The organism is Pelomonas sp. CA6, assembly GCF_022549225.1.
GTDB lineage: Bacteria > Pseudomonadota > Gammaproteobacteria > Burkholderiales > Burkholderiaceae_C > Roseateles.
Genome location: NZ_JAKZFD010000006.1, coordinates 204136 through 225881, shown reverse-complemented (window position 1 = coordinate 225881; position 21746 = coordinate 204136). Strand labels below are relative to the sequence as shown.

Here is a 21746-nt window from a genome sequence, read left to right as displayed (position 1 = left end):
GACACGACATGAACACGATGCTTGGTGCCCTGAGCCAGTCGCAACTGAAAGACCTGGAGGCCGACGATGCGCCCGCGCGCCGGCTGGGCTGGCAGGGCCCGGTCGCGCAGCAGCCCGGGCTGGCCTGCGTGTTGCGGGGCCGGCCGCATGGCGCCGACGGCAAGCCGCTGAACGCCACCGAGGTGCTGGCGCTGTGGGAGCGCCATGGCGCCGCGCTGCCGCAGCAGCTGCGCGGCGGCTTCGCGCTGGCGCTGGTCGACGCGCGCCGCGGTCAGGCGCTGCTGGCGGTGGACCGCTTCTCGCGCGAAACCCTGTGCTACCGGCTGGCACCCGGCCATCTGGCCTTCGCCGAGCGCGCCGACCGCGTGCCCGGGCGCGGCAGCGATCTGAGCCTGCAGGCCATTTACGACTACCTGCTGCTGCACTGCATCCCGTCGCCGCAGACCGTGTTCGCCGACGTGCTGCGCCTGCCGCCCGGGCATGCGCTGCTGTGGGAGCGCGGCGAGGCGCGGCTGCAGTCCTACTGGCCGCTGGTCTTCGAGGAGCACCAGCGCCTGGGCTTCGCCGAGGCCAAGGAGCGCTTCCTGGGCCTGATCCGCGAGGGCGTGGCGCAGGAGCTGGACGGGGATGCCCGCGTCGGCGCCTTCCTGTCCGGCGGCACCGACAGCTCCACGGTGGCCGGCATGCTGGGCCAGGTCAGCGGCCGGCCGGCCAAGACCTACTCCATCGGCTTCGAGGCCGAGGGCTACGACGAGATGGCCTATGCGCGCATCGCCGCGCAGCGCTTCGGTTGCGAGCACCACGAGTACTACGTGACCCCGGCCGACCTGCGCGAGAGCATCGTCGCGGTGGCCCAGCACCACGACCAGCCCTTCGGCAACTCCTCCGCGCTGCCGGCCTACTACTGCGCCCGCTACGCGCGCAACGACGGCTGCGACAAGCTGCTGGCCGGCGATGGTGGCGACGAGCTGTTCGGTGGCAACAGCCGCTACGCGTCGCAGAAATTCCTCAACCACTACCATGCGCTGCCACTCGCGCTGCGCCGGCTGCTGGAGCCGCTGAGCGGCGAGGACAACCCGCTGCGCCGCATTCCCGGCGTGCGCCAGGCGCTGGGCTATGTACGCCATTCGCGCCAGCCCATGCCGGACCGGCTGCAGAGCATGAATTTGCTGCTGCAGCTGGGGCCGCAGACCCTGTTCGAGCCCGGCTTCTGGCAGCGCGTCGATGCGCAGGCGCCGCTGCGCCAGATGCGCGAGGTCTGGGGCCAGGCCCAGGCGCACAGCCTGATCAACCGCATGCTGGCCTACGACTGGCGCTACACCCTGGCCGAGAGCGACCTGCCCAAGGTGCGCGGTGCCACGCAGATGGCCGGCGTGGAGGTGGCCTATCCGCTGCTCAGCGACGAGCTGACCACCTTCTCGATGATGCTGGAGCCCGACTGGAAGCTGCGCGGCTACAAGCTGCGCTGGTTCTTCAAGGAGGCGCTGCGCGGCTTCCTGCCCGACGAAATCATCGCCAAGAAAAAGCACGGCTTCGGCCTGCCCTTCGGCGTCTGGGCCCACCGCGACCCCGGGCTGGCGCGCATCATGCGCGACGGCCTGGACTCCCTGGCCGCGCGCCGGCTCATCCGCCCCGAGTTCGTGCGCACCCTGCTCGACGAGCGCCTGCCCGAGCACCCGGGCTACTACGGCGAGATGGTGTGGATCCTGCTGGCGCTGGAGCATTGGCTGCAGGGACAGATGCCGGGGTATCGGCTCGATTGAATCGAGCTTGGTTCGGGTTCGGCTCGGTTCGCGGTGTGCCGGTCATGTGGTCGCCATCCCACGCCGTTGCGCCGCGCGCCGACCCCGCCGGGTCCCGCCCCGGCAGGCGGGTCACTTTCTTCTGAGCCCAGAAGAAAGTAACCAAAGAAGAGGGCTTTGAACTCGATCTGACAGAGAACTCCGCTCGAACCGAGAACCTCCCCGACCACCACCGCGCACCCCCACGATGCCCTCGCGGTACCCGCTCGCCGAGTACGGCTCGACTCGTCACCGAGCACCTCCCACACTCCCACACTGCCGCACTGCCGCTCTGCTTCTTCGTCTTCCTTTCTTCGTCTCGCCCCGTTTACACGAGGTTTGCAGCCGCGAGGGCGCGCGATGGAGTCTGTCCTGATGGTGGAAGCCAGGATCAGAGGCAGAGACGTGGCATGAGGCCCGATGTGGAGTCGAGCCGTACTCGGCGAGCGACTTGATGCCTGAGTGGTGGGATGGCCTCGATGGTGGTCGGGCCGGTACGCGGTGCGTAACGCGGGCCTCGGTCAAATCGTATTCAGGCCCTCTTCTTTGGTTACTTTCTTCTGGGCCCAGAAGAAAGTGACCCGGCCGTCAGGCCGGAACCTGGCAGCCAGGCATCAAACCAGTCCCAAACCGAACATCAAGCCCGCCACAGCCCCCGCCCGAAGGACGAAGAATCAAGCCGCCACCCGGTACGGCTCCCGATAGGCCTTCACCAACTGCCCCACCCACGCCGCCCCCGGACGGCGCCAGGGCGTGAAGCGGGGCAGCTGGAAGGGGTCGTCGCCGCGCGTGGCGATGCCCGGCGCGGTGCTGACCGCGGCCTCGAAGCCCAGTTCGCGCGCCAGCTGGGCATGCTCGGCGCGGTAGTCCTGGTCGGGCCGGCCGTTGGGATAGGCGAACAGCCGCACCGGCGCGTCCAGCCATTGCTCCAGCTGCGCCTTGCCCTCGGCCATTTCGCTGCGCGCCTGCGCCGGCGTCAGGGTCGCGAGGATGGGATGGTTGACGGTGTGGGCACCGATCTCCATGCCGGCACGCTGCAGGCGGCGCAGCTGGTCCAGGTCCATCATCAGGTCGCGCGGCGCGTCGCCGGCCTGCAGCAGCGCGCGCAGATGCGCGATGCGCGGCGCCCGCTCGGCGGGGGTCAGGTATTTGATCGGCCGGATCAGGCGCTCGATCAGCGCGGCGCGCTGGGCCTCGGTCTGCAGCGCGACGCGCTGCACGCCCTCCAGCCCCAGCGGCGCCAGATCGGCCTGCTGCAGCGGGCTGCGGCGCACGGCCTCGATGATGGCGTCGTTCCACATCAGCCCGCCGCCGATGAAGCCGGTGGCGATGAAGAAGCTGGCGCTCATGCCATGGCGCTGCAGCAGCGGCAGCGCCACCTCGGCGTTGTCGGCATAGCCGTCGTCGAAGCTGATGCTCAGGGCGCGCGGCGGCAGGCGGCCGTCGCGCAGCCGGCGCACCGCCTCGCCCAGCGGCAGCACGCGGTGGCTGCGCCCGACCAGACGCAGCAGCCGGTCGAAGCGCGCGGCGTCGATCTCGCCCGGGAACAGCGGGTCCGCCTCGGGCCGCACACGGTGGAAGATCAAGATGGGCAGCCGCTTCTCCCCGCCCAGCCGCGCCGCCAGCGTGAGCCCCGCGGCCGCCAGCGACGCCGTCAACAGGTCCACCACCGCCATCAGCCCCCCTGCCCGCCCGGCGCCGACGGGGCCGCCGCCTGCGGTTTCACCAGGGTGACCAGCAGCCAGCCCCGCAGCAGCTTGAGCGCGTCGAAGCGGCTGGTGACCCGCTCGAAGCACATGCCCAGGAAGAACAGCGCGCCGTTGAACATGAAGTAATTCGGGTATTGATTGAGATAGTCCAGGCTCTGCAGCCGCAGCCCGCTGCCGCGCGCCAGGCGCTCGATGTCGCCGCGCGTGTTGGTCTTGTACTGGGTCGGGAAGGTGTCCTCTTCCTTGCGGCCCTCGACATAGCGCACCACGCGCCCATGCCAGCGGTTGGGGATCAGGCGCGCGGCCAGCGTGCCGTAGTCCCACAGGTTGGCGGTGAGGAAGATCAGCGTGCCGCCGGGCTTGAGCACGCGCGCCATCTCGGCATAGACGGCCTGCGGGTCGGCCAGGTGCTCGAACACGCTGCGCGACATGATCAGGTCCACGCTGGCGTCTTCCAGCGGCAGGCGGCCCAGGTCGGCGTTGTAGGTCTCGATGCCCGGCGCGACGTCGACGAACTCGACCAGGTCGATGCCGATCAGCCGCTGCACCCGGCCCAGGTATTTGCGCAGCACCGGCGCGCTGCGCCCGCAGCCGGCATCCAGCAGCGTCATCCCCGGCCGCATCAGGGCCTCGGCATGCTGCTCGAACAGCCGGTAGGGATGGACCGCCCCGCTGTAGTACTTGTGCAGAAGACGCTCGGACAAGGTGCTGCTCACTGGACGACCCTCCTATGGCTCTGCAATCGAGCGCCGCGCCGCGCTCATGGACCCGACCCCAGGGCCCGGGCGCCCGCGAGGCCCCCCGCCGGCGGCGCCGCCAGGGCACGCCGGGCCCGTGCCTCGCGCATGCTGGCCTCGGTCAGCACCACGTAGCCGACGATGTAGTACGGCAGGTCGAAGTGGACCAGGGTCAGGAAGGCGCCGCCGACGGCAAAGCCCATCAGGCTGACCTGGCACATGCGCATCAGCAGCGGCACCCAGCTGGCGTATTCCGGGTCGTCGGCGGCCTCGCGCGCGACGCGCCCGGCCACGCGCCAGGTCGTGATGCCCAGCAGCAGGTAGAGGAAAAGGCCCGGGAAGCCATGCTCGCCCAGTGCCTGGAAGTAGATGCTGTGGGCGACGAAGATGCCGCCCTCGGTGTAGCTGCCCACGCCGCCCGGCGGCGCATAAAGCGCGAACACCAGCGGGTTGTCGGTCGCGAAGCCGCCGCCGACGACGGGCCGGTCCAGCGCCAGATTCCACAGCGTGGTCCAGGTATAGATGCGCGACATCGCCGACCCGTCCTGCTCGTAGGACGAGATGGTGTCCATGCGCTTGGTCCAGCTGTCCGGCATGAACAGGATGGCCAGGCCCACCATCGCGAGCAACACGAGGCTGGTGCGCACCGGGTGCTTGCCCTTGAGCCCGAGGAAGAAGGCCATCGCCAGCAGCGCCAGCAGCGCGCCGCGCGACTGGCTGCCCAGGATGGAGAACACGACGAGCACGATGCACACCACCAGGCCGCGGCGCATCCACTTGTTCTGCGCCGTCTGCTGCAGGTAGTAGAGGAAGGGCGTCAGCATCACCAGCGCCAGCCCCAGCTCGTTGTTGCCCTCGATCATGCCGCCCGGCGGGCCCCAGACGCGCCCGCCGCCGCCGGTGGTCACGGTCCAGAAGCCGCCCTTGATGCCGTAGTAGGCGATCGAGAAGGTGACCACCCAGATCAGCTGCTCGATCTGCACGCGGTCGCGCAGCAGCATCAGGGTCACGAACAGCATCACCTGGATCTTGGCGACGAAGATGAGCCGGTCCTGGATCTCCTGCGCCGGCGCCAGTCCGAACAGGCTGGTGACGCACATCCACAGCAGGAAGCACAGGTGCACCGCGGTGATCGCGTTCCAGGGAAAGGGCTTGCGCTCGCGGGTGAACAGCAGGCCCACCATGGTCGCCGCCGCCACCATCTGCGCGAAAGGCAGGGTGCGCGCGAAGCCGTAGGTCAGCTTGTGCGGGTTCATCATCGACAGCCAGGCCCAGGCCAGCGCGCCGATGCGCGGGCGGCGCAGGATGAAGGGCAGCAGCGCGAAGACGAAGCCGGCCAGGATCAGGTCGCGCATGCTCGGTCCTCAGCCTGCCAGCGCATGGCTTTGCACATAGCGGTACTTGCCCGACTTCTCAGCCGGGATCTCGTCGACCAGCCGCACGGTGATCTCCACGGCCTCGCCGAGGCGGCGCCGGAAGCCCTGGCGGATCTGCTCTTCGGCCTGGGGCTGGAAGCCCTGCTCGCGCACCAGCAGCACCTCGGTGTGCTCGCGCGTGTGCTGGACGATCTTGAAGCGCGCGATGCCCGGCAGGTCGCGCACCACGTAGATCAGCGCCAGCCCATGCATCAGCGTGCCGTCGCGCGCGACGACGAAGTCGGTACTGCGGCCGTCGATGCGCTCCAGCATGGGCAGGCCGCGGCCGCAGGCGCAGCGCGCGGTGGACAGCGCCGCGATGTCGCCGGTGCGGTAGCGCACGAAGGGGAAGTCGCCGGTGCCCAGGTGGGTGACGACGATCTCGCCACTCTCGCCCGGCGGCAAGACCTGGCCCTGCGGGTCGACGATCTCGACGACGATGTCCTCGGCGCTCAGGTGCATGCCGCCCTGCGGGCACTGGTGGGCGATGAAGCCGGCGTCGCGCGCGCCGTAGCCGTTGGCCACCGGGCAGCCGAAGCCGGCCTCGATCTGGCGCCGCTGCTCGTCATAGAGCCGCTCCGAGGTGACGAAGGCCACGCGGATGCCCAGCTGGTCCAGGCGCACGCCGCGCCGCGCCGCATGCGCGGCGATCAGCGACAGGCTGGACGGATAACCGAACAGCATGCGCGGGCGCGTGCTCGCGATGGTCCGCACATAGTGGTCCAGATTGGCCTCGGACATGTCGAAGGCCGGCAGCAGATGGCTGCGCATCAGCGCGTCGCGCAGCTGGCGCACGCGGTCTTGCGTGGACAGCTCCACCGGGCTGCCCCAGACCACCAGCTCCGGGTCGCCGATGTCCACACCCCACCAGCGCGTGGCGCGCCATTTGGCGCCCACGTCATGGCTCTTGCGTTCCAGCCCGATGTAGAAGACCAGCGGCTCGCCCGACGAGCCGCCGGTGTTGTAGCGCGTCACCGGGCCATGGCCATCGGCGAGCAGGCGCTCGCGGTGCTGGCGGATCAGCCCCTTGTCCAGGAAGGGCAGCCGTGCCAGGTCTTGCGCGCCGCGCACGCCGGCCGGGTCCAGGCCCAGCTCGCGGAATAGCTCGCGGTAATAGGGCACGGTCTGGCCGATGCGCTGCAGGAAGGCGCGCAGCCGAGCGCCCTGCTCTTCATGCAGCCGCTCGGGCGACCACCACTGGCTCTGCTCCAGCCGCCGGCGCACGGCCACCGAGTCGTGCTTCTTCAGGCGCTCATGCAGCGGGAACAGCAGCCGCGAGCACAGCGCGGTGTAGGGGCCGGAGCGCGGCGCGGCGACGGGCGCGGCCAGCATCTCAGCCCTCCCCGCCCGTGCGGGCCTGGCCCACCGGCCGCAGCGTGCGGCGCGCCGACCGGGCCACCTCGGCATAGGCGGCCAGCCACTGGCTGCGCACCGCCGGCCAGGCGTAGCGCTGGGCCTCGGCGTGGGCGGCGTCGATGCGCGCCTGGCGCAGCGCCGCGTCGCCCAGCAGCGCCAGGGCCTCGCGGGCCATGGCCGCGTCGTCGCCGATGTCCACCAGGCTGCCGGTGCGGCCGTGGGTCAGCATGTCGGGGATGCCGCCGGCGCGGGTGCTGACCACCGGGACGCCGCTCGCGAAGGACTCCAGGATGGAGATGGGCATGTTGTCGACGGTGCTGGGGTTGAGCATGCAGTCCGCCTGCGCGTAAAGCTGGGCCATGGCCGCATTGTCCATGCCGCCCGCGAAGCGGACCGCCTCCTGCACCCCCAGATCGCGGGAAAGCGCCTGCAACGCGCCCAGCTCCGGCCCGCGTCCGGCCACCGTGAGCCGCGCGCCGGGGAAGCGCTCGCGGACACGGGCGAAGGCGCGCAGCGCGGTGGCGTTGTCGTAGAGGGCTTCCAGGTTGCGCGTCACGATCAGGTGCGGCGCGTCGCCGAACGGCGCCGGCACGCGGCGCGCGAAGCGCGACAAGTCGATGATGTTGGGAATGATGGCCGCCTCCATCCCATGCGCGGCGAACACGCGCTGCAGGAAGGCCGACGGCGTAACGCGCAGCGCCACGCCGCGCAGCGTGCGCAGCACATGGCGCGGCGCGCGCTCGAAGAACTCGGCCGCATGCCCGCCCCGGTAGTTCACGATGGCCGGCCGGCCGCGCCAGCGCGCGAGGGTCAGGGCCGGCGCGGCGAGCAGATGCCAGGCCCAGCCGGAGTTGGCCAGCACATGCACGACCTCGCTGCGACCGATCGCGCGCCAGAGCTGGCACAGATAGGGCAGCAGGCGGAACAGCGCGCGCAGCATGGGGATGCGCCCGACCCACGCCGGGCGGTAGGGCGCGTTGGTGCGCACCAGCTCCACCACCACGCCCTCGGCGCGCAGCAGCCGGGCCAGTTGCTCGCACTGGTTGGCCATGCCGCCGGCCGGCGGCGGCAGCGGGCCGACCAGGCAGACGCGCGGCGCGGGCGACTCGGGCGGCATCGGGCCGGCGCTCATCGCGCCGCCTCCGCCTGCCCGGCGAGCGCGCGGCGCCGGTCGCGCCGGCAGCGCAGCCCCGCGTAGACGGTGAGTCCGGCCAGCAGCGGCGAGCCCACCAGCACGGCCAGCAGCCACAGCTTGAGTCGTTCCATGTTCTCCAGCGCGCGCGTCTCGTCGGCCTCGGGCAGCACGCGGATATGCGGATGCACGCCCGCGGCGATGGCCGCCAGCTGCTCCAGCCCGCGGCCCAACCGCGAGGACCAGCGCACCGCCTTGGACTGGTCGTAATCGAAGGCGTTGTTGCCCCACCAGAGATACCACTCCGGCAGGCCGCGGCGGAAATAGTCCCAGGCCTTGCGCTCGTCCGCATAGCCCGGACGCGCCTGCGGCGCGATCAGGTGCAGGCGCAGCGCCGGGTCGTTCTTCAGCAGCGCCTGGCGCAGCTCCATCGCCGCCAGCGGCTCGCCGCCCGCGGTGAAGTAGTAGTTGTTGTAGACGTCCAGCAGTTGCCAACGCTGGCGGTCGCGCAGCCAGACCTCCACCCAGACATGGCCGTGGCCGCCATAGCCGTCGAAGGAGAAGGCCCAGGAGCGCACCGGCATGCCGGCGGCCAGCGCCAGCGCGGTGTAGCTGCGCGTGAAGTCGGCGCAATAGCCCTTGCCCTCGCCGATGATGGCCTCGTAGGTGCTGCGCAGGTCGGCCTTGGTCGGCCCGCCCAGCAGCGTGGGCTGGCCGGTCAGCAGATGGGTGGCGATCGCCATCGCGCGGTCCCAGTCGCTGGGCAGGCGCTCCAGCTGCAGGGACTTCACCTGGCGGCGGAAGAACTCCGGCGCCTGCAGCTGCTCCCACAGGAAGTCGGGCGGCGGCTGCTCGGGCGTCCAGCTGCCCTGCGCGGGCAGCTCGTCGATCAGCAGCGCGTTGCGCAGGCGCACGAGCTCGGTGCCGCTGCCGAAGAAAGGCAGCAGGCTGCCCAGCAGCAACAGCAGCATCAAGGCGCACACCAGCGCGCCCCAGCACCCGTTCGAGCGTCGCGTCGCCTTCACCGGCTTACCAGGCCAGGCCTTGCACGCGGCCGCGCAGCGGCAGATCGGCCGGCAGACGCACCAGGTCCAGCACCTCCTGGTCCGCGCGCACCAGCTGCGCCAGACGGGTCGCGATCTCCGCGCCGTTCAGGCCCACGACCACCACCTCGGCCTCGGCCAGCGCCTCTTCCAGGCTGGCATGCAGCATGCGGCCCAGGTGCGGCAGATGGCGCTCGATGAAGCTCTTGTTGGCGCCCAGCAGGCGCGCCAGATTGACCTCGGGGTCGTAGATGGACAGCTCCATGCCCTTGCCCACCAGTTGTTCGGCCAGGGTCACCAGCGGGCTCTCGCGCAGGTCGTCGGTGCCGGTCTTGAAGGACAGGCCGACGAAGGCGATGCGGCGCTTGCCCAATGCCAGCAGCTTGTCCAGCGCGACGTCCAGATGGCGCCGGTTGGATTCCAGGATGGCGCCCAGCATGGGCAGCTCGACGTCGTGGACCTTGGCGAGGTAGCTGGTGGCGCGCAGGTCCTTGGGCAGGCAGGAGCCGCCGAAGGCGAAGCCGGGCTTCAGGTAGGCCTTGGAGATGTTCAGCTGCGTGTCCTGGCAGACCAGGTCCATCACCTCGAAGGCGTCCACGCCCAGCGCGTCGCACAGCCTGGCGGTCTCGTTGGCGAAGGTGATCTTCAGCGCGTGGAAGTTGTTGCAGCAGTACTTCATCATCTCGGCCGCGCGGACCGAGGTGCGGATGAACTTGCAGGGCAGATGGCCGAACAGGGCCTGCAGCCGCTGGACCGGGTGCTCGTGGTTGGCGCCGACGATGGTGAACGGCGGCTTGTCGTAGTCGCGGATGGACGAGCCCTCGCGCAGGAACTCGGGCTGGAAGCACAGGAAGAAGCCCTCGCCGTCCTTCTTGCCGGAATGGCTTTCGATGATGGGGCGCAGCACGTCCTCCACGGTGCCGGGCACCAGCGTGGAGCGGAACACGACGATGTGCGGCTCTTTCTTCGCCGCGATCGCCTTGCCGATGTCCACCGCCAGGCGCAGCACGGCGCCTTGGTCCTGGCTGCCGTTGGCCGCCGAGGGCGTGCCCACGCAGACCAGCGAGATCTCGCTGTCCAGCACCGCCTGCTGCGCGTCGGTGGTGACGCTGACGCGGCCGCTGGCGGCCACCTGGGCCATCAGCTCCACCATGCCCTCTTCCACCACCGGCGTCTTGCCCGCGCGGATCAGCTCCAGCTTGGCCGCCTCGATGTCCACGCCGATCAGCTCGTGACCGTCGCGCGACAGGCAGGCCAGCGACACCGCGCCCACATAACCCAGACCGAAGATGCTGATCTTCATTCGCTTCAACCCTCTTTCTTGCTTATCGGTTCGCACCGGCCACGATGGCGGCCCCGGCGGGGGCCGCATTGCGGCGGCTCAACAAGTTGTCAATGATGCCGTCCAGGCGCCGCATGGAGCCGGCCCAGGAATGGTGGCTCAGCACGCGCTCGCGGCCGGCGCGCGCGAGCTGCTCGCGGGCCTCGGGATGCTCGACCAGTTGCAGCACCGCGTCCGCGATCTCGGCCGGCGTGTCGGCCACGCGCAGATGATCGGGCGCCAGCGCGTCCACGCCGCCTGCGGCCACCGTGCTGGTGACCACGGGCACGCCCATCGCCATTGCCTCCAGGATCTTGTTCTGCGTGCCACGCGCGATCGCCAGCGGCGCAACCATCACCGCCGAGCGCCGCACATAGGGCCGCACATCGGGCACCGAGCCGGTGACGCTGACGCCGGGGATCTCGCCCAGCTTGCGCATCGCCGGCGACGGATCGGCGCCGACGATGACCAGCTTCAGAGTCGGGCGGCGCGCCCGCAGCAGCGGCCAGACCTCGGCACAGAAGCGCGCCATGCACTCCTGGTTGGGGTAGTAGTCCATGCGCCCGATGAAGCTGATCAGCTCGGGGTCGTAGGGCTCGCCATCGGGACAGAAGAAGCCGGCATCCACGCCGTTGGGAAACCAGTCGGTGCGCGCGCCGGTGCCGTAGTCCTCCAGCGTCTGCCACTCGGCCCGCGTCGTCGCGGTGCAGAGGTCGAACTTGCGCGCCAGACGCTTCTCGGCGCGCAGCATCTTCGCGCCTTCCAGCCGGTAGCCCAGCGACAGCGGGAAGGGCTTGTAGTTGGCGTACTCGAACCACTTCTGCGAGTCCATGTCGCCGAAGTCCAGGATCTTGGGAATGCCCTGCACGTCCTCGACATACTGGGCCACCGAGGAGCAGTGGACGAAGATCAGGTCCCAGCGCCGCGAGGCCAGCAGCTCGCGCACCTGGCGCGCCAGCTCGGGCGAGTAGAAGAAGCCCATGGACGAGGGCGTCAGCAGCGGCAGCCGCGCCACCATGCGCAGCACCTGCACCGGGTTGCTGACATGGCCCATCACGAAGCGCTCGCAATGCGCGGCGATGCCCTGCCCTTCCTGGGCCTCCGGCGCCGAGCGCGACAGCGAGCAGACCGTCACCTGGTGCCCGCGCTCGCTGAAGTGGCGGATCATGTTGAAGGGCCGGATCTTGCCGCCCCGCTTGGGCGGGAACGGGAAGCGGTGGCAGAGGTAGAGGATGTTCATGCGGCAATCGAATCGGAGGTCGCGGAGGACGGCACCGCGGCGGACGGCGCGAGGCGCGCCAACTGGCGCAGCTCGTCCGCCAGGTCGTCGCTGTCGCGACCGTCGATGTAGAGCCGCGCCCACAGCTCCAGGTTCATCAGCGCCAGCAGCGCGTCGGTGTAGTCGGCGCGCTGCGCCTCGTGATCGCGCACCAGCGCGGCGACCGGCGCGGCCTGCAGCCAGCCGCGCCGCGCCAGCGAGGCCGGGCTGAGCAGCTCGCGCAGCACCGGGGCCAGGTCTTGCTTGAGCCAGGCGCCCATCGGCGTGCCGAAGCCGCGCTTGGCACGGTACAGGATCTCTTGCGGCAGCAGGTCGGCGAGCGCCTTCTTCATCAGGCCCTTGAGCGCGCCGCCCGGGGTCTTCACCGCGTGCGGCATTGCCGCGCACAGCTCGACCAGCTCGTGGTCCAGCAGCGGCACGCGGCATTCCAGCGACACGGCCATGCTCATCTTGTCGGTGAGCAGCAGCAGGTCGTCGGTCAGTTGGGTCTCGGCGTCGACGGCGAGCATGCGGTTGAGCTCGTCCTCGCCGCCCGCGGCGGCGAAGGCGGCGGCCAGCGGGTCGGCGCCGCGCGCGCGCAGGCCCGCGTCGCCCAGCAGCGCGTCGACATGGTCCGGCGCCATGATCTGCAGATAGCTCTGGTAGCGCGCGTCCGGCGCCATCGCGGCGCTGGCCATGAAGCCCTTGGCCAGCCGCGCCTTGTTCATCCAGCCCGAATGGCGGTCGGCCGGCAACCGGTTCACCACCGCGCCCAGCACCGCGCGCAGCGGCGCCGGCACCGCCTGCAGCTTGCGCGCATAGTGGCCGCCCAGGTAGCGGCGGTAGCCACCGAACAGCTCGTCGCCGCCGACGCCGGACAGGATCACCTTGACGTCCTGGCGCGCGAACTGCGAAACCAGGTAGGTGGTGATGAAGGCGGTGTCGGCAATCGGCTCGTCCATGTGCCACAGCAGCTTGGGCAGCAGGCCGACGACGTCGGGCTTGACGACGATCTCCTTGTGCTGCGTGCCGAACAGCCGCGCGACCTGACGCGCATAGGGCAGCTCGTTGTAGAGCGCCTCCGCCGCGCCGCCCTCGAAGCCGATCGCGTAGGTGCGTATCGGCTCGCTGGCGTGGCGGGCCATCAGCCCGACCACGGCGCTGGAGTCCACGCCGCCGGACAGAAAGGCGCCGATGGGCACGTCGCTGACCATCTGCATCGCGACCGAGCGCTCCAGCTGCGCGCGCGCCATCTCCAGCCACTGCGCCTCGCTGCGCGCGCGCTCGATGCGCGGCGACAGCCGCCAGTAGCGCCATTCGCGCACCTGGCCGTCCTCGACCGCCAGCAGCGTGGCCGGCGGCAGCTTGCGTATGCCCTTGAACAGGCTGCCCGGCGCGGCCACATAGCCCAGCTGCAGATAGGCGGGCAGCTGGCTCATGTCCAGCTCGGCGCGCACGCCGGGCAGGCCCAGCAGGGCCTTGGCCTCGGTCGCGAAGGCCAGCATCCGGCCGTCCTGCAGCACATACAGCGGCTTCACGCCGATGCGGTCGCGGCCGATCAGCAGGCGGCGCCGGCGCGCGTCCCACAGCGCGAAGTCGAACATGCCATTGAGGCGGTGGACGAACTCATCGCCCTCGGCGTCGTACAGATGCAGCAGCACCTCGCTGTCGGAGCCGGTCTTGAAGCGGTAGCCCTTGGCGATCAGCTCGGCGCGCAGCTCGCGGTAGTTGTAGATCTCGCCATTGCAGACCAGCCACAGCGTGTCGTCGGCGTTGGAGATGGGCTGGTGCCCGCCGGCCAGGTCAATGATGGACAGGCGCCGCATCGCGATGCCGCAGGGGCCGGCGATGTGCTGGCCTTCGTCGTCCGGGCCGCGGTGCCGGGTCAGCTGCCCCATGCGCGACAGCAGCTCCGGCGTGACCGTGCGCCCGTCCAGGTAGTGGATGCCGTGTATGCCACACATTCTTCTTGCTCCTCAGGCCAGCGCCGCGTGCTGCTGGCCACGGCTCGCCATCGCCTGCGCATAGGCGTGGCGGTAGCCGGCGACGCTGCGCGTCCAGGTGCGCTCGTCCTCGACAAAGCGGCGCGCCTGCGCGCGCACGCGCGGCCAGTCCTGCTGCTGCGCCAGCACCTGCTCCAGCCGCGCCACCAGGGCCTGCACGTCGCCGGCGCGGAACAGAAAGCCGGTCTCGCCGTCGCGGATCAGTTCGCGGTGGCCGCCGACGTCGGAGGCCACGAAGATGCGCCCCTGCGCCATCGCCTCCAGCGGCTTCAGCGGCGTGACCAGCTCGGTCAGGCGCATGGGCAGGCGCGGATAGGCCAGCACGTCGATCAGCTCGTAATAGCGCTGCACCTCGCTGTGCGGCACGCGGCCGGTGAAGACCACCGCGTCCTGCAGGCCCAGGCGCTGCACCTGGTCCTTGAGCGCCTGCTCCTGCGGGCCGCCGCCCACCAGCAGCACGCGCAGGGCCGGATGGCGCGCGCGCATGGCCGCCACCGCGTCCAGCAGCAGCGCCAGCCCTTCGTAGGCATAGAAGGAACCGGCGAAGCCCAGCACCGTGGCCCCGTCCAGCCGGAGCCGGCTGCGCAGCTGCGCATCGGCGGGCACGCCGAACTGGAAGGTCTGCGCGTCGACCGCGTTGGGAATCACGGTGATGCGCTCGGCGGGGATGCCGCGCGCCACGATGTCGCCGCGCAGGCCCTCGCAGATGGTGGTGATCGCGTCGGCGCGCTTCAGCGCGAAGCTCTCCAGCGCGCGCGACACGCGGTAGCGCGCGCTGCCCTCGCGCGTCGTGCCATGGTCCACCGCCGCATCCTCCCACGAGGCGCGCATCTCATAGACCACCGGCACGCCCAGCCGGCGCCCCACCCACAGCGAGGGCAGCGCGTTGAGCACCGGCGAATGGGCGTGGATCAGGTCGGGCCGCAGCTCCCTCACAAGCTCGCCCAGGCGCGCCGCGGTCAGCCGCATCTGCGCCAGCAGCCCGGTGCCGGGCTCGCTGGGCGTGCGGTAGAAGTGCCAGTCGCCGGCCTGCTCCTCGCGGTCGGCCGTCGCGCCCTGCTTGGGCGTGGTCAGCTGCCAAGTCTGCCAGCCCAGCGCGCGTTGCTCGCGCAGGATGGACAGGGTGCGGAAGGTGTAGCCGCTGTGCAGCGGCAGCGAATGGTCCAGTACATGGAGGATGCGCAGCGTCATCGGACAGCCCTTCGCGCCCGCGGTTGGCCCAGCCGGTTCATGCCAGCGCCTCCGCCTCTTCGCGCGGCAGCGCGTGCGAGGCATCGCCGTCCATCACCTGGCGCAGGAAGCCCTCGAACATCATCAGCGTCCACAGCGGCGCGCTGTAGTCGCGGCTGCCGTTCTGGTGCGCCTCGACCAGGTGCTCCAGGTAGCCGCGGTTGAAGTAGCCGGTGTCGGCCAGGCGCTGGCCCAGGACCACGTCCTTGACGCGCTGCTTCAGCGGGCCGCGGAACCAGCGCGCCAGCGGCACGGCGAAGCCCATCTTGGGGCGGTACAGCACGTCGTTGGGCAGCGCGGGCTCCATGGCCTTCTTGAACAGGAACTTGCCTTCGTTGCCGCGGATCTTCAGATCGCTGGGCAGGCAGGCCAGCCATTCGACCAGCTCGTGGTCCATCAGCGGCTCGCGCACCTCCAGCGAATGCGCCATGCTGGCGCGGTCCACCTTGGTGTTGATGTCGCCGACCAGATAGGTCTTCAGGTCCAGGTACTGGATCAGCGCCAGCGGGTCCTCGGTGCCGGCCTGCGCGGCGTGGCGCTCGAAGAGCTGCAGCGCGTTGTAGCCGCCCAGCTCGGACTTCAGCCGCGTGCTGTAGAGCTGCTCGCGCATGGGGCCGCGCAGGATGGAGACGGAATGGAAATAGGCCTCCACCGAGCTGCGCGCCATGCCCTCGAAGGTGGTTTTGGCGCGGAACATGCGCGGCGCCCAGTCGGCCTTGGGATAGAGGCGCCCCAGCAGCCCGAACAGCGGCCGGCGCAGACCCTCGGGCAGCGCGGCGCGCATGCGCTCTTCCATCAGGTGCAGGCGGTAGCGGCGGTAGCCGCCGAAGGACTCGTCGCCGCCGTCACCGGACAGCGCCACGGTGACATGCTGGCGCGCCAGCTGGCAGACGCGGTAGGTCGGCAGCGCGGACGAGTCCGCATAGGGTTCGTCATACAGGCGCGCCAGCCGGTCGATCAGGCTGAAGTCGTCGCTCTGCACCAGGTGCTCGTGGTGATCGGTGTGGTAGCGCTCGGCCACCATGCGCGCGAACTGCGATTCGTTGAAGGCCGGGTCGTCGAAGGCGATGGCGCAGGTCTTGACCGGCTCGGCGGAGAGCCCGGCCATGGTCGCCACCACCGCGCTGGAATCGACGCCGCCCGACAGGAAGGCGCCCAGCGGCACCTCGGAGATCATGCGCAGCTGGACCGACTCCTTGAGCCGGCGCTGCAGCTCCTCGCAGGCCTCTTCCAGGCCGATCTTGTGGTCCAGCGTGAAGCGCACGTCCCAGTAGCGCTGCGGCCGCGGCAGCGGCTGGCCGCGCTTCCAGAGCAGGCTGTGGCCGGGCTCCAGCTTCAGCGCCTGGCGGAACACCGTGCGCGGCTCGGCCACGTAGCCCAGCGAGAAATACTCCTCCAGCGCCTGCGGGTCGATCTCACGCTTGAGCCCGCCATGGGCCAGCAGCGCCTTCAGCTCGGAGCCGAACAGCATCTGTCCGTCGTCCAGCAGCCCGTAGTACATGGGCTTGACGCCCAGGCGGTCGCGCGCCATGAACAGGGTCTGCTGCTTGCGGTCCCACAGCGCGAACGCGAACATGCCGCGGAAGCGCTTGACGCACTCCGCCCCCCAGGCCTCCCAGGCATGGACGATGACCTCGGTGTCGCTGCGCGTGCGGAACTGGTGGCCCAGCGCCTTCAGCTCGGGGATCAGCGACTGGTAGTTGTAGATCTCGCCGTTGAAGACCACGACCACCGAGCCATCCTCATTGAACAGCGGCTGCTGACCGGTGGCCACGTCGATGATGGAAAGGCGGCGGTGCCCCATGCCCAGCCCGGGCTCCAGGTGCACGCTGCCCTCGTCGGGGCCACGGTGGTGCAGCGCCTCGTTCATCCGATGCAGGCAGGCCGGGTCCAGCGCGCGCTGGCCTCGGGTGTCGAAAATGCCGGTGATTCCACACATGCTTGCTTCCCCTGGTGGTCCTTGCCCGCGGGCCTTCAAGGCCCTGTCGTTCGTGTTCTGTCATGCGCGACAGGCCCGGTCCGGCCCGCCAGCTCGCGCCGGTACAGCGCTTCGTAGGCCTGGCGCATGGACTGCAGGCTGAACATCGCCTGCACCCGCGCGCGTCCGGCCTGGCCCATGGCGCGCGCGCGCGCCGGGTCCGCGGCCAGCTCGGCCATGGCGCGCGTGAGCGCCGCCTCGTCGCCCTCGGGCAGCAGCAGGCCTTGCTGGCCCGACTGCAGCAGCTCCGCGTTGCCGCCCACCTCGGTGGCCAGCACCGGCAGCGCGCAGCCCATGGCCTCCAGGATGGTGTTGGAAATGCCCTCGGCGCGCGAGGGCAGCACGAAGGCGTCCAGCCGACGCATCAGCGCGGGCACGTCGGCGCGGTCGCCGGGCAGCCAGGCCAGCGCCGACAGTCCCTCCTGCGCGAGCAGCGCCTGCACCTGTCCGCGCAGCGGGCCCTCGCCCACCTGCACCAGCCGCAGCCGCTCGCGCAGCGCCGGCTGCTCGCGCAGCAGGCGTGCGAAGGCACGCGTGAGCAGCAGCGGGTTCTTCACGTCCTGCATGCGCCCCACGCTGCCGAAGACGAAGAGGCCCGGCGCGCCGAAGGGCCAGCCGGACGGCGTCGTGTCGTCGGCACCGCCCGGCGGCGCGGGATGGAAGCGTTCGGTGTCCACGCCGTTGTAGATCTGCACGATGCGGGCCGCGTCCAGCCCGACGCGGTCGCGCAGATAGCCCGCCAGGTCGCGCGACAACGCCACATGGCGGTGCACGAAGGGGCTGAAGGCGCGGCGGATGCGCTGGTGCTTGCGGCTGAGGCCGTGCAGGTCGTCCATGTCGCGGCCATGCTCGCCATGGATGCGCACCGGCACGCCCGCCGCCCAGCCCACTGGCTGCAGCTCCAGCGCCGCGAGATTGCGCGTGTGCAGCACGGCCGGCCTGAGTTCGCGCAGCAGGCGCCAGACGCGCGGATAGAGCGCGAAGGCATGCCCCGGCGGCTTGTTCAGCGCGATGAAGCGCACGTCGGCGCGGCGCACGCGCTGGCGAAAGCGCTCGCTGACCTCGGTGAGCGCGATCACCGCGTGGCGCCAGTGCTGCTCGCCCATCTCGTTGATCAGGTTGACCAGCCCGTTCTCCAGCCCGCCGGTGTCGAAGCGGTAGACCACATGAGCGATCAGCGGGCGGCCGGTCTCGTCGCGCTCCGGGCTCACGATCCGCTCCCCCGGGCCTGGCGATGCAGGCCCTGCAGCGCCTGTTCCAGCGCCGGCCGGGCCTCGGTCCACCAGGCCTGCAGCCGCGCGCCCGCCTCTTCGCCGCGGTCGCCGTCGCGCAGCGGCGTGTGCAGCACCAGCACCGCCGAGTCGTCGCCACGGCGCAGCAGCTTGTTCAGCATCACCCAGGCACGCGCCTCCAGCGCGCGCTCGGTCCAGCGTCCGCCCACCCAGTAGACCTGGCGCACCAGCGCGCGCGTGCGTGCCACCTCGACGACCGCCCCGCCTTCCAGCACGAACTGCTGCATCGCGGCCCCGCCCACGTCCACGCGCCGCGGCTCCAGCAGCCGCCATTGCGATTCGCCCAGCACCAGCAGGCCCTGGGTGGAGCTGAGCATCTTGCGCTGGTAGTCCTGGGCGGCGTAGTAGGCCAGGTCGCTGAACACCGGCGGCGCCTCGTCGCCGCGCTGCCAGCGCGCGGCCTGGCGCAGGTCGGCCTGCGCATAGTTGGGGCTCCAGCGCGAGGCATCGTCGGCCTGGCGCGCCCAGGCGCCCACGCGCTCGGACAGCGCCAGCGTCAAGCCCTGCGTCGCCACCTCCGGCGAGGCCGGGCGCAGCAGCAGGGGCAGCAGCACCAGCACCGCGCAGGCCAGCGCGCCACCCGCCAGCGCCGCGCCGCGCTGCGGCAGCGGCGACGCCACGGCGGTAATGGGCGCGGCGGCGGCCGGCTCGACGGGGTCGGCCCAGCGCGAGCCGATCACGAACATCGCGAACATCACCAGGCCGAAGAACACCCAGCCATAGATGAGGTGGTCCACGCCGGTGGCCAGCTCATTGCCGGACAGGTGGGCCAGCATCACGATCATGTAGGCGCGCAGCCAGTTGGCCACCAGCGGCAGCAGCGCGGCGACCAGCATGAACAGCCAGCGCTTGCGCGCGCCGCGGTAGCTCAGGTAGGCGAACAGCGAGCCCACCATCAGCGAGGCGATCAGGTAGCGGATGCCGCTGCAGGCCTCGACCACCGACCAGTGGCCGGACGGGATGACGAAGTTCAGCCCCTCGCGGTAGACCGGCACGCCGCTGGCGCGCAGCGCCGCGATGGTGAAGTCGGCCGTGCCGTCCATCAGCAAGGGCACCAGCGCCTCGCCCATGGGCACGGCGAAGAACACGAAGAGCAGCGGGAAGGCCATGACGCGGCCCACCGCGGGGCCCAGCAGGGCCAGGCTCAGGCACACCCACTGCGCCACCAGCGCGAACTGGGTCAGCGCGTTGAGCCCCGACAGGTCGCCGGCCAGCCACAGCGCGCCGGCCAGCGCCAGCCCCAGCAGCGGCCAGCCCCACAGCCGCGGCGTCAGCGCCAGCCAGCGCGCCCGCGCGCGCCAGATCAGCCAGGCGGTGATGGGCGGCACCAGGTAGGCGTGGGCAAAGGTCTCCGAGCGCGACCAGATCTGCACCATGCCCCAGGCCGTCTCGCGGTAGACCGCCAGCAGCAGCACGGTGAGCAGCAGCCACAGCGGCAGCAGGCGCTGCCACGCGGCCGGCAGGCGTCCGGCCGCGGCGCCCGTGGCGGACAGCGGTTTATCCAAGGTACTTCACCACGAAGGGGCCCATCCAGTTGGCCAGCGCCAGCGGCATGCGCCGCCAGGTGTTGATCAGCAGCTTGTACTTGGGGTTGGAGGGGTTGTTCTGCGGCACCTGGTCGCGCTTGTAGAGCCGGTACTCGTAGTGCAGCGGCGCCGGCTCGAAGCCCCAGTTCTTCTTGAACGAATAGCTGCCCGTGCCCTGCTTGCTGCGTCCGTAGTCGAAGGTCTTCAGCCCGCGCTCGCAGGCCAGGCGCATCAGCTCCCAGTACTTGAAGTCGTTGGCCGCCAGGTCGCGCGCGCGCACGTCGTCGCCAGCGTAGTAAGGCAGCACCTCGTCGCGGAAGTAGAAGCTCATCACGCCGCTGAGCGGCCGGCCGGCCTCGTCGCTGACGATGAGCAGCTCGCAGTCCGGCCCGAACTCGCGCATCAGCGCGGCGAAGTAGGCGCGCGGCAGCGCCGGCGTGCCGTGCCGGTGCACGTTGTCGGCATAGAGCGCGAAGAAGCGGTCCAGTGACTGGTCGATCTCGCTGCGCAGGTTGTTCTTGATGCCCTTGCGCACCATCGCCCGCTGCTTGCGCGGGATGGCGTTCATGTTGGCCTCGACCTCGGGCAGGATTGGCTTGCGGAAGGTGACGTACAGGTCCTGCGCGGGCCAGCCCTCGTGCTGGCGCGCCAGCTGGCGCAGCTCCAGATGGTCGGCGCCCAGCTCCCGGGCCAGCGCGTCGGCGCGCGTCTCCAGCAGCTGCGCGGCCTCCTCGCCGGCCGCGCCGTCCAGCGCCGCCACGCCGCCATAGACGGCGAAGGGCAGGCTCACCAGCGCGTGGCCGAACAGCAGGCTGCGCACCTGCACCAGCGGCAGCACGGCCTCGATGCGCCCGTCGCGCTGCGCGTAGAGGTAGAGGCAGCGGTGGCCGAAGGCCTCGGCGATCACGCGCTGCCAGCCGCTGCGGTGGAAGAAGGTGGCCTGCGGGCAGTCCCGCACGAAGGCGTCCCAGCGTGCCGCGGTCGCGGCGTCGCCCAGGGCCAGCTCATGGCATTGCACGGCTTGCGCGACGGTCACAGCCGGCCCTCGTGCGAGAGCGCGGCTCCCAGGCGCGGCAGCGCGGCGGCGGCGGCGCCGGTCGTCGCGGCCTGCGCGGCGCCGGAGGGCGGCAGGAAGATCTCGTCCATGCGCCCCCAGCGGAAGTCGCCCAGCAGGCGGTCGATGCGGCCCAGGGTGTGACGCAGGTTCACGTAATGGCGGAAGCGCGACTTGGCGTCGATGCCGGGTACGCGGGGCTGTTCGGCGTCGATCTCCCAGGGGTGGAAGTAAAAGACGGCGCTCTGCCCGTCCTGTTCGTTGACGCGGCGGATCATCCAGCGCGACAGCGCATAGGGCAGCAGCCGGAAATAGCCGCCGCCGCTGGACGGCAGATTGCGCCCGCGCAGGCGCAGCGTGGTCACCGGCACCTCGATCAGCCCGGGCTTGACCTCGTAGGCGAAGCGCGGCGAATCGGGCATGCCGTAGTGGTCGTGACGGATCGGGTAGACGCTGGAGCTGTAGCGGTGGCCGGTCTCGCCGAGCACGTCGAAGGCCCACCAGTTGGCCGGTCCGATCGAGAAGCTGGGCGCGCGGTAGCCCAGCACGGGCCGGCCCGACAGGTCTTCCAGCAGCGCCTTGGCGCGCGTCACGTCGGCACGGAACTGCGCCGGGTCCAGCTCGCTGGCGCGCTGGTGGCCGTGGCCGTGCGACGCCAGTTCGTGCCCCGCGTCAACGATGCGGCGCACCGCCTGCGGATAGCGCTCGGCGATCCAGCCCAGCGTGAAGAAGGTGGCCTTGACGCCATGCCGGTCCAGCAGCGCGAGGATGCGCTCCAGGTTGCGCTCGACGCGGCATTCCAGCCCGTCCCACTGGGCGCGGTCGATGTAGGGCGCGAAGGCGGAGACCTGGAAGTAGTCCTCCACGTCGATGGTCATCGCATTGCGCAGCGGCTGGCCGGCGGCCGGCAT

The 21746-nt window shown here is 70.8% G+C and carries 16 protein-coding genes; 1 reads left to right on the top strand and 15 read right to left on the bottom strand.

Translation table 11 applies throughout. The features are described 5' to 3' along the window. The first annotated feature begins 8 nt into the window (after positions 1 to 8). Positions 9 to 1763, top strand: coding sequence for an asparagine synthetase B (locus LZ017_RS12370; protein WP_241397128.1), 1755 nt, complete (start codon positions 9 to 11; stop codon positions 1761 to 1763). A gap of 692 nt (positions 1764 to 2455) precedes the next feature. Here the strand turns inward: LZ017_RS12370 and LZ017_RS12365 are convergent. Genes LZ017_RS12365 through LZ017_RS12295 form a run of 15 tightly spaced genes read right to left on the bottom strand, consistent with a single transcriptional unit; the run spans position 2456 to position 21746 of the window. Beyond that, positions 2456 to 3457: a polysaccharide deacetylase family protein gene (locus LZ017_RS12365; RefSeq protein WP_241397127.1), complete on the bottom strand. Its 1002-nt coding sequence runs from the start codon at positions 3455 to 3457 to the stop codon at positions 2456 to 2458. Beyond that, positions 3457 to 4206: a class I SAM-dependent methyltransferase gene (locus tag LZ017_RS12360; protein ID WP_241397126.1), complete on the bottom strand. Its 750-nt coding sequence runs from the start codon at positions 4204 to 4206 to the stop codon at positions 3457 to 3459. The genes LZ017_RS12365 and LZ017_RS12360 overlap by 1 nt, the downstream gene beginning before the upstream one ends. A 44-nt stretch (positions 4207 to 4250) precedes the next feature. After that, positions 4251 to 5582, bottom strand: a complete 1332-nt coding sequence (locus LZ017_RS12355) for a putative O-glycosylation ligase, exosortase A system-associated (protein ID WP_241397125.1) — start codon at positions 5580 to 5582, stop codon at positions 4251 to 4253. Between the two features lie 9 nt (positions 5583 to 5591). Further along, positions 5592 to 6974, bottom strand: a complete 1383-nt coding sequence (locus LZ017_RS12350) for a phenylacetate--CoA ligase family protein (RefSeq protein WP_241397124.1) — start codon at positions 6972 to 6974, stop codon at positions 5592 to 5594. A gap of 1 nt (position 6975) precedes the next feature. Next, positions 6976 to 8130: a glycosyltransferase family 4 protein gene (locus tag LZ017_RS12345; protein ID WP_241397123.1), complete on the bottom strand. Its 1155-nt coding sequence runs from the start codon at positions 8128 to 8130 to the stop codon at positions 6976 to 6978. Then, on the bottom strand, positions 8127 to 9101 hold the full coding sequence (locus LZ017_RS12340; protein ID WP_241397122.1) for a transglutaminase-like domain-containing protein: 975 nt from the start codon (positions 9099 to 9101) through the stop codon (positions 8127 to 8129). Before LZ017_RS12340 ends, LZ017_RS12345 begins: the two co-directional genes overlap by 4 nt. Before the next feature lie 58 nt (positions 9102 to 9159). Next, the gene (locus tag LZ017_RS12335; protein ID WP_241397121.1) at positions 9160 to 10476 is read right to left on the bottom strand and encodes a nucleotide sugar dehydrogenase; all 1317 of its coding nucleotides are present in this window, start codon (positions 10474 to 10476) and stop codon (positions 9160 to 9162) included. A gap of 22 nt (positions 10477 to 10498) precedes the next feature. Continuing rightward, complete coding sequence (locus LZ017_RS12330) at positions 10499 to 11734, bottom strand: TIGR03087 family PEP-CTERM/XrtA system glycosyltransferase (RefSeq protein ID WP_241397120.1); 1236 nt, start codon at positions 11732 to 11734, stop codon at positions 10499 to 10501. After that, positions 11731 to 13716, bottom strand: a complete 1986-nt coding sequence (gene asnB, locus LZ017_RS12325) for an asparagine synthase (glutamine-hydrolyzing) (protein ID WP_241397119.1) — start codon at positions 13714 to 13716, stop codon at positions 11731 to 11733. The genes LZ017_RS12330 and asnB overlap by 4 nt, the downstream gene beginning before the upstream one ends. Before the next feature lie 12 nt (positions 13717 to 13728). Further along, positions 13729 to 14940 (bottom strand): TIGR04063 family PEP-CTERM/XrtA system glycosyltransferase, encoded by a 1212-nt coding sequence (locus LZ017_RS12320; protein WP_241397203.1) that lies wholly within the window; start codon positions 14938 to 14940, stop codon positions 13729 to 13731. Positions 14941 to 14983: 43 nt separating this feature from the next. Next, on the bottom strand, positions 14984 to 16924 hold the full coding sequence (locus LZ017_RS12315) for an XrtA/PEP-CTERM system amidotransferase (protein ID WP_241397118.1): 1941 nt from the start codon (positions 16922 to 16924) through the stop codon (positions 14984 to 14986). A gap of 35 nt (positions 16925 to 16959) precedes the next feature. Next, positions 16960 to 18174, bottom strand: coding sequence for a TIGR03088 family PEP-CTERM/XrtA system glycosyltransferase (locus tag LZ017_RS12310; RefSeq protein WP_241397117.1), 1215 nt, complete (start codon positions 18172 to 18174; stop codon positions 16960 to 16962). Beyond that, complete coding sequence (gene xrtA, locus LZ017_RS12305; protein ID WP_241397116.1) at positions 18171 to 19760, bottom strand: exosortase A; 1590 nt, start codon at positions 19758 to 19760, stop codon at positions 18171 to 18173. The genes LZ017_RS12310 and xrtA overlap by 4 nt, the downstream gene beginning before the upstream one ends. Further along, positions 19753 to 20817 carry a FemAB family XrtA/PEP-CTERM system-associated protein gene (locus tag LZ017_RS12300; RefSeq protein ID WP_241397115.1) on the bottom strand — a complete coding sequence of 355 codons (1065 nt, stop codon included), beginning with the start codon at positions 20815 to 20817 and terminating at the stop codon, positions 19753 to 19755. Before LZ017_RS12300 ends, xrtA begins: the two co-directional genes overlap by 8 nt. Then, positions 20814 to 21746 (bottom strand): XrtA system polysaccharide deacetylase, encoded by a 933-nt coding sequence (locus LZ017_RS12295; protein ID WP_241397202.1) that lies wholly within the window; start codon positions 21744 to 21746, stop codon positions 20814 to 20816. Before LZ017_RS12295 ends, LZ017_RS12300 begins: the two co-directional genes overlap by 4 nt.